Genomic DNA, 13,198 nt, shown 5'->3' with positions numbered 1-13,198 from the left:
GTAGCTAACCTGGCGTGGTCGTCCGGACACCTGGGGGTTCCGGAGACATCAGCCTGGGGGGCTTGATTTCGCATGCTCGTAGACATCACCGCGCTGCGGTCCGCCGAGTCGCCGCGGCTGCGCGGCTGCAGCGACGACTTCGTCCGTTCACTGGCGTCGTCCGGCGCCCAGCTGCCACCGATCGTGGTGCACCGCCCGACGATGAAGGTCGTCGACGGCACCCACCGCCTGAAGGCCGCGGCGCTGCGCGGCTGCCGGTCCGTCGAGGTCGAGTACGTCGAAGGCCCGGCGGAGGACCTGTTCGGCCTGTCGGTGTCGCTGAACCTCTCCACCCTGTCGACCGCCGACCGCGAGGCCGCCGCCCGCCGCCTGCTCCGGTCGCACCCGCAGTGGTCCGACCGCGCCATCGCCGCCTCGACGGGACTCGCCGCCAAGTCCGTCGGCGTGCTCAGGCGCGCCGTGGGCGGCCAGGCCCCGATCAGGGTCGGCCGCGACGGCAAGGTCAGGCCGGTCAACTCCGCCGCGGGCCGCAGGCTCGCGGGCAGGATCGTCGAGGAACGCCCGGACGCCTCGCTGCGCGACGTGGCCCGCGCCGCCGGCGTGTCCCCGGGAACGGTCCGCGACGTGCGCCGGCGCCTGAGCGCGGGCCTCGACCCGGTACCCGAGCGCATGCGCGCCGCCGAACGCGCGGAGGCCGTGCTGCCCTCCGGGCGCACCGAGGCCCGCGACCCCGACGCCACCCTGCCCATCCTGCGGCGCGACCCGTCGCTGCGGTTCAACGAGCACGGGCGGCTGGTGCTGCGGTGGCTCGAGGCGCACGCCGTGTCGTCGGGGGAGTGGGCCGGGGTCGTGTCCGGGGTGCCGTCGCACTGCCGGGAGCTGGTGGCGGACATGGCCCGCGGGGTCGCGGAGGCCTGGGTGGAGATGGCGGAGGCGCTGGAGCGGGAGGGGCGGCGGACCGCGGTCTAGTCCGGACGGCCCAACCGCCAGCCTCCGTGCCGGTGACACCACAGCTGCGGGCGAAGGTCGCGAAAGTGGCCTTCGCCGTTCTCCTCCTGCCCGTGCTGGGCTGGTTGATCGGCGCCATCGGTCGCCCCCGGCCCGAGCTAGGCGGTGGCGCGGATCTGCCACCGCCACGGCCCGGTCAGCACCCACGGGTTCGGCTTCTGGCCAGTGCGCCGCCGAGTTGCACCACAACGGTGCGGACAAGGCGACCGGGTAGATCGTCAACTTCCTCGGCCCCACCGACGTCGGGCGCAAGGTCGCGACCAAGCGCGAGGGCACCGGACGCCGTTCGCACGACGTCCGCGCGGCCGAGCGGCCGCTGGCGGGCTGGGCGTGGCTCGCCCTGCCGCTCGCCCTGGTGTGGCTCCACCTCGTGTTCCGCGTCGCGCGGCCGTTGGTGCGGGACCTCGGCAGGGTCCTCGACGCGATGAAAGCCGAGGTCCCGGCGCACGGTGTCACTGCTGTCGTTCGGGATCGTGGGGGCCGTCCGCGGCACTCCGTGGGCGCTGGAGGGGTTCGGCGGGCAACGGGTCCTGGCGCTGGTGGGCTGGGGCCTGGTCGTGCTGGTCGTCGGCAACTTCCTGCGGCGCTTCGTGTTCGGCCCGTGGGTGACGGTCTCGCGGGACGGCCTGTCTTCCGCGGCAACCGGCTCGCCTGGGCGGAGGTGCGGGAGGTGCGGCTGACCCGGCGCACCGTCCTCGTGATCACACCCCTCAACGGCCGCACGCGCAGGATCGGGCGTTTCGGCGACGACGGAACCCGGCTGCACCAGGCGTTGTGCCAGTTCGCCGGCGCCTCGTACAGCCGCGAGAACACGCCCGTCTAGGCGAACAGGATCTCGCCGATCTCGCCCGCGACCTCCCGCCCCGCCGCGGGACGCAGGCGCGACAACAACCTGCTGAACGCCGTCAGGTCTATGTGGACGGTCGCCGACCGCACCTGCCGGATGTCGTCGAGCAGGTCGACGACGAGTTCGCAGGCGTGGTCCACCTCCCCGGCCTCGGCGTGGGCCAGGGCCCTGCGCAGGCCGAAGCGGGTGCGGGCGCGCAGGGCGGTCGGGGCGATCAGCGGCATCTGGGCGTCGAGGATCGCGGCGGCCTCGGCGTGGCGGCCCAGGTCGTGGAACGACCAGGCGCGGGCGACGGCGACCTGGTCCATGAGACTCGTTGTGCCGTAACGGGTTTCGCTGGCGGCGCGCTGGAGTTCCGCGGCGCGGTCCAGTGCGTTCTGGCAGCGGTCGGCGGCTCCGGCGAGGGCGTAGCCCTGGGCCTCGCGCAGGGCGGCCGCCGCCTGCACCGCGATCGAACGGGACTTGCCCGCCTGGCGCGCGAAGCTGACGGTGGCGTGGGCGTCGCCGCGGTACAGGGCGAACTCGGCCATGCGGACGTGCGCCCAGGACCCCAGTTCCGGGTCGCCGCCCTTCGCGGCGTACTGCACGGCGCGTTTGGTGAGCTCGGCGGCCGAGGCGTCGTCGCCCCGTTCCTGTTCCATCCAGCCCGCGTACTCGGCGTAGCGGGCGGCGAGCAGCCACAGGCCTCGGCCGAGGCCCGGGTCGTCGGCGGAGCGGGCCATGGAGCTGAGGACGTCGACCTGGGGGCGCAGGCTCGGCAGCACCACCTCGGAACTCAGGCGGTGGCCGAGTGCCCGGTGGTGGTCGAACATCGCGTCGAACGTGTGGAGCGTCGTGTGGTCGCTCGGGATCGGGCGGGCCGGCGCGTCGGCCAGTTCGATCAGGTGACCGCCGGCCTTCAGGACGTTGTCGAAGAGCCTCGCCATTTCGGGGTTCGGGTGAACCTGACCGTTCTCGATCTTGCTGAGGTGTCCCTTGCTGTACGGTACGAGATCGGTCATCTTGCTGAGCGAGAGCCCGCGCTCGTTGCGCAGGCGGCGAACCTCCTGGGCGAACGTGGGCGGCACGGCTTCACCCCCTCCCCCGGAAGTGTGGACGCCGACGAAGAGCCTCCAGCCGAATGTCCATTAATTGGCCTGTGATTGACGATCAACTGGGATCATCTGGAGCGGTCGGCGATGGTTCCATGTGAGTCATGGTGATGACGCGCTCCGACGAGGCGGCTGGTGTGGTGATGGTCTGGCAGCGCTTGGCGACCAACGTGGTGCACCGGTCTCGTTGGTTCGAGGTGCGCTCCGACAGCGTCGTCAGACCGGACGGCGGGCACGGCACCTACACCCACGTGGTGGCGCCGGGGTCCGTGACGGTCCTCGCGATCCAGGACGACGACGAGGTCGTCCTCACCCGCCAGTGGATCTACACGCACGGCGGCACGGAGTGGCGGTTGCCCGGTGGCGCCGTCGACGAGGCGGACGCCGATCCGCTGGCAGCGGCACGTCGTGAGCTCGCGGAGGAGACCGGGCTGCGGGCGGGCCGGTGGGAGCGGCTCGGCCAGATCCACGGCGCGGACAGCCTGAGCAACCACGTCGACCACATCTTCCTCGCCACCGACCTCACCCAGGGCGAGCCGGCGCTCGAGCCCGGTGAGGCCGACCTGCGCGTGCGGACCATGCCGTTCTGCCGCGCGCTCGACCTGGTCCGCCAGGGCATGCTCCCGCACGCCGGCAGTTCGCACGCGCTGCTCGTCATGGCGTTGCGCCGCACGACCCAGAAATAACGCGCGCGCAGGGTTTCCTCATTCTGCACGCAACAGGAAACCCATTCTCATCCGGCTGACTGGAAGCCATTCTTGGTGCATCGGCGAGAACAACAGGCCGAAAGCCAGTCAGATGAGAAGGTGAATTTCTCGATGAGAATGATCTGCTCACTCGCCACCGTTGTGAAAGTTGCCGCGATCTGCCTTTTCGTGGGATTCATGGCCGGCAGCGTCTTCATCGCGACGGTGATCTGACCCGTCTTTCGGGCTGCGGTTCTCCCTGACCGTCAAAGGGAGGTGTCAGCCGTGGAACCGCACTTCTGCATCGAGATGATCTGAACGTCTCCGGCTATCCGCGTGGCGTCCACTGCACGCCGTAGCCGCGGCCCTGACGAGGGTGTGGGAACTGCACGTCGATCTCACCGATCTCGTCCAGCGGCAGCGTCTGCGGCCAAGGCGTCAGGTCATCGGTGTCGCGCGCGAGGGCTTCCTCGACGCGCCACACCGATGCCGGCAGGTCGTCCTGGTCGAACCGCACGCGCAACCGGAACGACTCGCACATCCGCTCCGGCCAGAACACGTAGGTCGGACGCATCGACTGTCCTCGCGGTACGCGCACTTCGAGTGCGAACTGGTGCGTTTGTCCCGCGTTGAGGGGTCGGGGCAACCGCAGCTTCATCAGGAAACGTCGAGGGGACGGACGTTCGTGGCCGATGAGCTCGACCCCGTGCAGCACCTCCACGTCCAGGTCACCTGGAGCACCGTCGGGCGTGGGTGAGGGGATCGTGATCGACCACGCGATCTCGTTGACACCGTCGGTGTCGGCCACCACGGTCCGGCGTTCCGTGCACGCGGGCGTCGGGCCGTCCAGCTTCAGCAGCGCGTCGAACTCCTTGACGTGCCACAGTTCCGACGGCGCCACGTGCGTCGTCGAAGGAGCCGGCTGCAGCGCCACTTCCACCAGGCGCTGCAGCCCGGCGTCCATCCTCCTGCGCACCGTGCGCGCGCCCCGGTCCTGCTGTTTCGCAAGCCACTCGATGCGTTCGTTGAGGAAGCGGAACTGGGCGTCGTCGTGCAGGCCGAGCGGCGCCAGAACGGCGTTGCGGACCTCGACGGGGAATCCGCGCGTCGCGTTCGCGACCCAGTCGCGCAGTTTCGTGCGCACCGCTTCCGCGCCGTCCGTCTCCACGATGCCGCACACCTGGCGCAGCGCCGGTCCGACGTGCAAGTCGATACCGGGAGTCTGCACACCGCGCCCGCGGCACAGGGTGCGCAGCTCTTCCATCAGCTGCTCAGGTGAGACAGGCATCCGTCCTCCGCGCGGAAATGCTTTGCCGGGCATGTCGGGCTTACCTGATCGGACGTTACTCCGGATGCACCATCCGGGTGAACGCGAATGTCGGCGGGCGAGGGGATTCTTCTACACCGTCCCGCGAGATGATCACCGCCGAACGACTGATGTCCCGGCCACCTCGAAACCGGTAACGTGCTGGTCACGGGCAGTGACTCCCTCCGGTCGCCGCCACCCCTGCCGTTGGAGGTTTTCTCAGTGCTGCGCACAATAGTGAGCGTCGCCGCGGTGTTCTCGCTGCTCGGCGGCGTGCCCGCCGTCGCGGCCCCGGCCGAGGGCGCGTACCTGCTGCAGTTCCGCGCCACCCTGTCCGACAGCCAGCGCGACCAGCTCGAGGGTCTCGGCGTGCGGCTCGGCGCGTTCGTCCAGGACGGCACCTACCTCGCCCGCATGACGGACACCGCGCGCGTCTCCAAGCTGGGCTACGTGCGGCAGGTGACGCCGTTCCAGGCTCAGCCGCGGGTCATGGCCCTGGGCGGCTCGTCGAACTACCTGATCACGCTGGTCGAGCAGGACGAGCGCGACCAGCGCACCGTCGCCGCCAAGGTGAAGTCGTTGGGCGGCAAGGTGAAGGAGGTGTCCGCGAGCCGCGAGCACATCATGGCCAGCCTGGACGCGGGCCAGGTCGCGCAGCTCGCGAAGCTGCCCGCCGTGATCGCGATCGACCCGGTGTCGGCACCCGAGACCGACATGGCGATCTCCCGCGAGTCGTCCGGCGCGAACTACATCGAGAGCGTTGGCGGCTACAAGGGCCAGGGCGTGCGGGGCGAGGTGATGGACGGCGGCCTGCGCACCACGCACCAGGAGTTCCGCGCCCGCCCGCCGCTGATGCACACCGGTAACTCGTCGAGCACCTCGCACGGCACGTCGACGTACGGGCAGATCTTCGCGTCCGGCGTCTCGTCCGCGCACCGCGGCCTGCTGCCCGAGGCGCAGGGCATCTTCGCGATCTACGGCTCCGGCGACCGCTACGCGCACACCCAGCAGCTCGTCGACCCGTCCGGCCAGTACCGGGCGGTGTTCCAGAGCAACAGCTGGGGCGACTCGCTCACCACGGCGTACAACTCGATCTCGCAGCAGATGGACAGGATCGTGTTCGACCACGACATCCTGATCTGCCAGTCGCAGAGCAACGCGGGCACTCGCAGCTCGCGCCCGCAGGCGTGGGCGAAGAACGTGCTCTCGGTCGGCGGCCACTACCACTACAACACCCTCGACCGCGCCGACGACAAGTGGAACGGCGGAGCGTCGATCGGCCCCGCCGCCGACGGCCGCATCAAGCCCGAGATCTCGAACTACTACGACCGCATCGACACCACGACTTCCACCAACGACACCGCGTACACCACGTCGTTCGGCGGCACGTCCGGCGCCACGCCGATCACCTGCGGCAACGCCGGCCTGATGTTCCAGATGTGGGCGGACGGCGTGTTCGACGGCGGCCCCGGCAAGGGCCGTGACGTGTTCGCCTCCCGCCCGCACGCCGCGACCGCGAAGGCGCTGCTGATCAACACCGCGAACCAGTTCACGTTCAGCGGCACCACGCACGACCAGACCCGTACCCACCAGGGCTGGGGCACCGCGTCCGTGCGCAACCTGTACGACCGCGCGAAGGCGGGCGGCTGGAAGCTGCCGGTGCTGGTGAACGAGACCGACCTGCTCACGACCGGTCAGTCGCGCAAGTACACGTTCACGTCCAACGGCCAGCAGCCGCTGCGCGCGACCCTGGCCTACACCGACCCGGCCGGCTCGCCGACCGCGGCCAAGGCCACGGTCAACGACCTGTCGCTGAAGGTCACCGCCCCCAACGGCACCGTCTACTGGGGCAACAACGGCCTCCTGGCCGGCAACTTCTCCACCTCCGGCGGCAGCGCGAACACCGTCGACACCGTGGAGAACGTGCTGCTCCAGACCGCGGCCGCGGGCACCTGGACGGTCGAGGTGGTCGCGACCGCCGTCAACGTGGACGGCCACACCGAGACCGCCGCGACCGACGCCGACTACGCGCTGGTCGTGTCCTAGGTCCCCGGGGCTATTCGAAGCGCTCGGGGTCGCCCGCGCCGTAGCGGATGATCTCGGCCTCGCCGCTCGAGAAGTCCACCACCGTGGTGGGCGTGGTGCCGCACTCCCCGGAGTCGATCACCGCGTCCACCACGTGGTCGAGGCGTTCCTTGATCTCCCAGCCGTCGATCAGCGGCTCGGCCTCGTCGGGGAGCAGCAGCGTCGACGTGAGCAGCGGCTCGCCCATGGCCTGGAGCAGCGCCTGCGTGACGACGTGGTCCGGGATGCGCGCGCCCACCGTCTTCTTCTTCGGGTGCATCATGCGGCGCGGCACCTCCTTCGTCGCGGGCAGGATGAACGTGTAGTTGCCCGGCGTCGAGGCCTTCACCGCGCGGAACACCGCGTTGTCCACCACCACGAACTGGCCGAGCTGGGCGAAGTTCTCGCACATCAGCGTGAAGTGGTGCTTGTCGTCGAGCTTGCGGATCTCCCGGATGCGGTCGATGCCGTCCTTGTTGCCCAGGCGGCAGCCGAGCGCGTAGCAGGAGTCGGTCGGGTACGCGATCAGGCCGTCCTCCTGCAGGATCCGCACGGCCTGGTCGATGGCGCGCTTCTGCGGGTTGACCGGGTGGACGTCGAGGTACTTGGCCATGGCGAGTCAGCTTATGCTCTTGATCTGGGGCCCGGCATTTCGGCTGGCCCGCGTTGCTAACCTGGGGAGACTTCTTCCACCCCGTTTTGGAGACCCCTAGCGATGCTCGACCGTGCCGTCGTCGACGCCCTGTTCCCCTCGGACCTGCCTGAGCCGTCCTTCTGGGAGGAGCAGTACCCGCCCCGCGGGCTGGGCGAAGGCGCGAAGGTCACCCGCCTGGGGCCGTCGCCGACCGGGTTCCTGCACATCGGCGGCCTGTACGTCGGCTCCATCGACCGCGACATCGCGACCCACTCGGGTGGCTCGTACATCGTGCGCGTCGAGGACACCGACCAGGCCCGTGAGGTCGCCGGCGCCGTCGAGCAGTTCAACCAGGCGTTCGAGTACTTCGGCATCCAGCCCGACGAGGCCGACGAGGTGGGCGCGTACGGCCCGTACCACCAGTCGCAGCGCGAGCAGATCTACCTGACGTACGTGCGCGAGCTGCTGCGCGCAGACAAGGCGTACCTCTGCTTCGCGACGAAGGAAGAGCTCGCGGACATCACCGCGCGCCAGCAGGCCACGAAGCTCCCCACCGGCTACTACGGCCGCTGGGCGATCTGGCGCGACAAGACCGCCGAGGACGTCCAGGCCGCTCTGGACGAGGGCCGCCCGTACGTCGTCCGCTTCCGCTCGCCGGGCAAGGCGGGGGAGCGCACGTCGTTCGTCGACGCCATCCGCGGCCCGCTGGAGCACGAGGCCAACCGCAACGACGTGGTGATCCTCAAGGCGTCCGACCAGTCCCCGCGCCTGCCCACGTACCACTTCGCGCACGCCGTCGACGACCACCTGATGCGCGTGAACCTGGTGATCCGCGGCGAGGAGTGGATCTCCTCCGTCCCGACCCACCTGCAGCTGTTCGACGCCCTGGGCTTCGAGCGCGTCGAGTACGCCCACATCGCGCCGCTGATGAAGCAGCAGGGCGGCTCCCGCCGCAAGCTCTCGAAGCGCAAGGACCCCGAGGCCTCCGTCGAGTTCTTCATCGAGGCGGGCTTCCCGGCCGAGGCCGTCCAGTACTACCTGCGCGGCCTGGTGAACGCCCGCCTGGCCGAACTGCCGCTGGACGAGGCCCTGGCGTCGCCGATCTCCCTCGCCGAGTGCGGCGTGGCGGGCCCGCTGGTCGACCTCGTCAAGCTGGACGACATCTGCGCCGACTACGTGGCCACCCTCTCCGGCGAGGAGATCATCGCCCGCGTCTCGGAGTGGGCCACCAAGTACGACCCCGAGCTGGTCGAGGTGCTGGCCGCGGAACGCGACGCGGCCCTGGCCGCTCTGCAGGTGGAGCGGGGCCCGGAGGTCGCGAACCCGCGCAAGGACCTCCGCAAGTGGTCGGACTTCCGCACCGCCTACGGCTTCTTCTTCCCGTCGCTCTTCCCGCTCGTCTCGGACAGGACCGACGAGCGCCTCGGCGGCCTGCCGCCGGAGCTGATCTCGGCGTTCGCCGCGGACTTCGCCGACGGCTACGCCGACCTGGAGGACGGCCAGGAGTGGTTCGGCCAGATCCGTGAGCTCGCCACCAAGCACGGCTTCGCGCCGAACCCCAAGGAGTACAAGAAGAACCCGGACGCGTACCCCGGCTCGATCCGCGAGGCGGCGCAGCTCATCCGGGTGGCGCTGACCGGCTCCAAGGCGAGCCCGGACCTGCACGCGGTGGCCCGCACCCTGGGGGCGGACGAGGTGCTGCGCCGGGTGCGCGTGCTGGCAGGCTGACACAGGTGTGTGAACGGCCCTCGGCTCCTACGGGAGCCGGGGGCCGTTCACTTTCCGGTGCTCGGCCCACGACCGTGCGGCCTCGGTGGCCGGTGTGAACTAGGAGCGCATCACCTGTGAGCCCGTGGATCAGCGACGAGCAACGGCGCGACGCGGAGACCATCTGGGGCTACCACCAGATGGGGCACGAACCACGTCCGGTCGACGTCGCCATCGGCCTCGGCAGCCACGACCTGGGTGTGGCGACCTTCGCGGCCGACTTGTACCGCAAGGGGCTGTTCCCGCTGCTCGTGTTCAGCGGCGGGAACAGCCCGACGACGGCCGCCCGGTTCCCGCGCGGGGAAGCGGTGCACTACCGGGAGCACGCCTTGGCGCTCGGCGTGCCGGAGAGCGCGATCCTGGTCGAGACGCAGGCGGGCAACACCGGGCAGAACATGACGCTGTCGCGTGCTTTGCTGGCGGAGAACGGTCACGAGCCGCTCTCGGTGCTGCTGATCTCGAAGCCCTACATGGAGCGCCGCGCGTACGCGACGTGCCGGAAGGTGTGGCCGGGCGTAGATGTCGTCTGTGCCTCGGAGCCGCTGGAGTTCGCGGACTACGTTCGGTCGATCGGTGACGAGAAGCTCGTCATCGACATGCTCGTCGGGGACCTGCAGCGAGTCGTGGAGTATCCGAAGCAGGGCTTCGCCGAGGCACAGGACGTGCCGTCCGACGTGTCCGCCGCGTACGACCGGCTCGTCACAGCCGGTTTTGACAGCCGCATGCTGCGCCGGTAGGCGCGAACGAACGCAATGCCGCAGGCGAGGCGTCCCTACCTCTATCTGCTCGGGAAGCGGTGGTGACGCAACCCCGACGGCGATTGGGGCTTGACCTTGGGTGCGAGGCGCTACCCTTCCGAGATCGGCCGGGCGCTTTTCAGCCCGGCTTTTCCAGGCCGACCAGCGCCTCGCAAGGGCCCCGAAGTCAAGCCCCAATCGCGATCGTCGCGAAGCGGCGATGAAGTGCCCCGGCTCGTCAAGACCCGAGCAAGCACCCGCACAAGGGCGACGCACGCACACAGGCGACCACCCCGCTGGAACCGGCACCAACCAACCAGCCCACCCCAAAACCGCACAGCACCGAACAAGCCCGCTATGGGACTTTCGTCCCGAAAGTTTCCGGAACAAAGTCGTGAGAGCGTTCCCATTGACGCGGACGTAACACGCCGTTGAGGATCGCGGCATGCAATGGAGAAGCACTCTCGCCGCAGTGCTGGGGCTGACGCTCGCCGCCGGCACGACCTCGGCGGCCGTGGCGCAGGACGCGCAGCACTGGCCGCCGAAGCCGCCCAAGCAGACGGTCATCGGGCAGCCGAAGACGCAGAACGGCTGCGCTCGCATCGAGAAGTCCTTGCCGGAGCTCAAGGGCTGGCCGAAGGTCGAGAGCCAGCTCACGGGTGACCGCAGGGACGAGGCCCGCATCAAGGCGATCCTCAAGGACATGACGCTGGCCGAGAAGGTCGGCCAGATGACGCAGCCCGAGATCGCCGCGATCACGGCGGAGGACGTCAAGAACTACGGGTTCGGGTCCGTCCTCAACGGTGGTGGCAGCTGGCCCGGCGCCAAGAAGAACGCGACGCCGCAGGAGTGGCTCGCGCTCGCCGACGCGTACTTCGAGGCCTCGAAGCAGTCGCGCACCAAGATCCCCGTCATCTGGGGCATCGACGCGGTGCACGGCAACAACAACGTCTACGGCGCGACGGTCTTCCCGCACAACATCGGTCTCGGTGCGACGCAGGACCCGTGCCTCATCCGCGACATCAACGAGGCCACGGCCGAGCAGATCCGCGCCACGGGGCAGGACTGGGCGTTCGCGCCGACGCTCGCCGTCGTGCAGGACGACCGGTGGGGCCGCACGTACGAGGGCTTCTCCGAGGACCCGCGCATCACCCGCGCCTACGGCTACGAGGCCGTGAAGGGCTTGCAGGACAACGCGAAGAAGCGCATCGGCGAGGACGGCGTGATCGCCACCGCCAAGCACTTCCTCGGTGACGGCGGCACGACCGGAGGCAAGGACCAGGGCATCAACGCCTCGTCCGAGAAGGACATGATCAACATCCACGGCCAGGGCTACTACGGTGCCCTCGCCGCGGGTGCGCAGACGGTGATGATCTCGTTCAACAGCTGGACGAACGACGTCATCAACGAGGGCAAGGTGCACGGCTCCAAGTACGTGCAGACCGGCATCCTCAAGGAGAAGATGGGCTTCGACGGCCTGCTCGTCTCCGACTGGAACGGCCACGGCCAGGTCACCGGCTGCACCAACGCGAGCTGCCCGCAGGCGATCAACGCCGGTCTCGACATCATCATGGTGCCGAACGACTGGAAGGCGTTCATCGCCAACACGATCGCGTCCGTCGAAAAGGGCGAGATCCCGATGGCGCGCATCGACGACGCCGTCACCCGCATCCTGCGCGTCAAGCTGCGCGCCGGTGTGTTCGAGGCCGAGAAGCCGTCGCTGCGCGAGCACGCCGGTGACGCGAAGGCGTTGCAGCACAAGGAACTGGCGCGCGAGGCCGTGCGCGAGTCCGCCGTGCTGCTGAAGAACGAGAAGCGCGTGCTGCCGCTTCCCAAGCGCAGCAAGGTGCTGGTGGTCGGCAAGAGCGCCGACAACATCGGCAACCAGACCGGTGGCTGGACGCTGTCCTGGCAGGGCACCGGCAACACCAACGCCGACTTCCCCAACGCCACCAGCATCCTCAAGGGCATCCAGGACACCCTGGGCACCTCGAACGTCACGTTCGCCGAGACCGCGGAGGGCGTCGACCCGAGCCAGTTCGACGCCGTCATCGCCGTCATCGGTGAGACGCCGTACGCGGAGGGCGTCGGCGACCTCGGCAAGCGCTCCTTCGAGGCCGCTCGCCTGCACCCGCAGGACATCGCCGTGCTCGACAAGGTCTCGGGCAAGGGCAAGCCGGTCATCACCGTCTACGTCGGCGGCCGCGCGCTGTACATGAACAAGGAGATCAACCGCTCCGACGCGTTCGTGGCGGCCTGGCTGCCCGGCTCCGAGGGCGGCGGCATCGCCGACCTGCTGATCCGCGGCAAGCACAACGGGTTCAGCGGCAAGCTGTCCTACTCGTGGCCCGGCGAGGCCTGCCCGGCGCTGCCCGGTGAGCCCGCGAAGAAGCCGCTGTTCAAGCTCGGCTACGGCCTGCGCGACTGGGAGACCGGCCGCGTCGGCAAGCTCGACGAGACGAGCCCCGGCGTCCTGTGCTCCGGTGGTGGCGGCGGCACCGCGACCGACGACCTCGAGATCTTCAACCGCACCGACATCGCGCCGTACCAGTCGATGATCGGCTCGGCGGAGAACTGGGGCGGCACGGTCATCGGGCCCGACGGCCAGGCCTCGCACGCCGAGATCAACGTCGTGCAGTCCGACGTCAACGTCCAGCAGGACGCGCTCAAGACCACGTGGACCGGCACCGGCCCCGCCCAGGTGTACCTGCAGAGCCCGGCGGTCAGCGACCTCCGCGGCTACGGCAACGCCAACGCGGCCATCCAGTTCGACGTGATCGTGCACCAGGCCCCGGCCAACCGCACGGTCATCAGCGCGCACTGCCAGTACCCGTGCATGGCCGAGATCGATGCCACGCAGGCGTTCCGCAACCTCCCGGTCGGGCAGAAGGCGACGGTCAAGGTGCCCGTCTCCTGCTTCTCCGACAAGGGGCTGGACCTGGAGAGCGTCAACACGCCGTTCCTCGTCTACACCGACGGCGCGTTCCAGGCCTCGTTCGCGAACATCCGGTGGGTGCCCAAGGCGGGCGCCGATCCCGATGTCATCCCCTGCACGTAA

At 69.6% G+C, this 13,198-nt stretch carries 11 protein-coding genes; 8 read left to right on the top strand and 3 right to left on the bottom strand.

The features are described from left to right. The first annotated feature begins 72 nt into the window (after nt 1-72). The 3 genes from ND450_RS18695 (at nt 73) to ND450_RS18685 (ending at nt 1,831) form a co-directional block, all read left to right on the top strand. Complete coding sequence (locus tag ND450_RS18695) at nt 73-969, top strand: ParB N-terminal domain-containing protein (protein WP_253327347.1); 897 nt, start codon at nt 73-75, stop codon at nt 967-969. Between the two features lie 488 nt (nt 970-1,457). Beyond that, a complete protein-coding gene (locus ND450_RS18690) occupies nt 1,458-1,688 on the top strand; it encodes a hypothetical protein (RefSeq protein ID WP_253327346.1) in 231 nt (76 codons plus the stop codon). Next, nucleotides 1,679-1,831 carry a hypothetical protein gene (locus ND450_RS18685; RefSeq protein WP_253327345.1) on the top strand — a complete coding sequence of 51 codons (153 nt, stop codon included), beginning with the start codon at nt 1,679-1,681 and terminating at the stop codon, nt 1,829-1,831. Before ND450_RS18690 ends, ND450_RS18685 begins: the two co-directional genes overlap by 10 nt. Here the strand turns inward: ND450_RS18685 and ND450_RS18680 are convergent. Further along, nucleotides 1,828-2,922, bottom strand: a complete 1,095-nt coding sequence (locus ND450_RS18680; RefSeq protein WP_253327344.1) for a helix-turn-helix transcriptional regulator — start codon at nt 2,920-2,922, stop codon at nt 1,828-1,830. The two genes, ND450_RS18685 and ND450_RS18680, sit on opposite strands and share 4 nt — an antisense overlap. 128 nt (nt 2,923-3,050) lie before the next feature. Here ND450_RS18680 and ND450_RS18675 point away from each other — a divergent pair, with 128 nt between their 5' ends. Then, nucleotides 3,051-3,632: an NUDIX hydrolase gene (locus ND450_RS18675; RefSeq protein WP_245786302.1), complete on the top strand. Its 582-nt coding sequence runs from the start codon at nt 3,051-3,053 to the stop codon at nt 3,630-3,632. 328 nt (nt 3,633-3,960) lie between these two features. On the opposite strand, the gene ND450_RS18670 is transcribed toward ND450_RS18675, so the two are convergent. After that, entirely contained in the window at nt 3,961-4,920 is a 960-nt protein-coding gene (locus tag ND450_RS18670; RefSeq protein ID WP_143091667.1) for a hypothetical protein, read from the bottom strand. A gap of 240 nt (nt 4,921-5,160) precedes the next feature. On the opposite strand from ND450_RS18670, the gene ND450_RS18665 reads away from it, so the two are divergent. Further along, a complete protein-coding gene (locus ND450_RS18665) occupies nt 5,161-6,984 on the top strand; it encodes a S8 family serine peptidase (RefSeq protein ID WP_253327343.1) in 1,824 nt (607 codons plus the stop codon). A 10-nt stretch (nt 6,985-6,994) separates the two neighbouring features. Here ND450_RS18665 and ND450_RS18660 read toward each other — a convergent pair whose 3' ends face one another. After that, complete coding sequence (locus tag ND450_RS18660; protein ID WP_089919225.1) at nt 6,995-7,615, bottom strand: L-threonylcarbamoyladenylate synthase; 621 nt, start codon at nt 7,613-7,615, stop codon at nt 6,995-6,997. A gap of 102 nt (nt 7,616-7,717) precedes the next feature. Here ND450_RS18660 and ND450_RS18655 point away from each other — a divergent pair, with 102 nt between their 5' ends. From ND450_RS18655 to ND450_RS18645, 3 genes are all read left to right on the top strand, one after another. Further along, on the top strand, nt 7,718-9,364 hold the full coding sequence (locus ND450_RS18655; RefSeq protein ID WP_253327342.1) for a glutamate--tRNA ligase: 1,647 nt from the start codon (nt 7,718-7,720) through the stop codon (nt 9,362-9,364). A gap of 116 nt (nt 9,365-9,480) precedes the next feature. Next, a complete protein-coding gene (locus tag ND450_RS18650) occupies nt 9,481-10,140 on the top strand; it encodes a YdcF family protein (RefSeq protein WP_253327341.1) in 660 nt (219 codons plus the stop codon). 445 nt (nt 10,141-10,585) lie between these two features. Further along, a complete protein-coding gene (locus tag ND450_RS18645) occupies nt 10,586-13,198 on the top strand; it encodes an exo 1,3/1,4-beta-D-glucan glucohydrolase (protein WP_253327340.1) in 2,613 nt (870 codons plus the stop codon).

This window comes from Lentzea sp. HUAS12 (genome assembly GCF_024125735.1).
Taxonomy (GTDB): Bacteria; Actinomycetota; Actinomycetes; order Mycobacteriales; family Pseudonocardiaceae; genus Lentzea; species Lentzea albida.
Note: the sequence above shows the minus strand (reverse complement) of the source record. Positions and strands in the feature narration are given on the sequence as shown.

Excerpts from the sequence above, each read along its gene's own strand:
- ND450_RS18675 (WP_245786302.1), top strand. The coding sequence starts at position 3,051 with ATGGTGATGACGCGCTCCGACGAGGCGGCTGGTGTGGTGATGGTCTGG.
- ND450_RS18660 (WP_089919225.1), bottom strand. The coding sequence starts at position 7,615 with ATGGCCAAGTACCTCGACGTCCACCCGGTCAACCCGCAGAAGCGCGCC.
- ND450_RS18655 (WP_253327342.1), top strand. The coding sequence starts at position 7,718 with ATGCTCGACCGTGCCGTCGTCGACGCCCTGTTCCCCTCGGACCTGCCT.
- ND450_RS18695 (WP_253327347.1), top strand. The coding sequence starts at position 73 with ATGCTCGTAGACATCACCGCGCTGCGGTCCGCCGAGTCGCCGCGGCTG.
- ND450_RS18670 (WP_143091667.1), bottom strand. The coding sequence starts at position 4,920 with ATGCCTGTCTCACCTGAGCAGCTGATGGAAGAGCTGCGCACCCTGTGC.
- ND450_RS18645 (WP_253327340.1), top strand. The coding sequence starts at position 10,586 with ATGCAATGGAGAAGCACTCTCGCCGCAGTGCTGGGGCTGACGCTCGCC.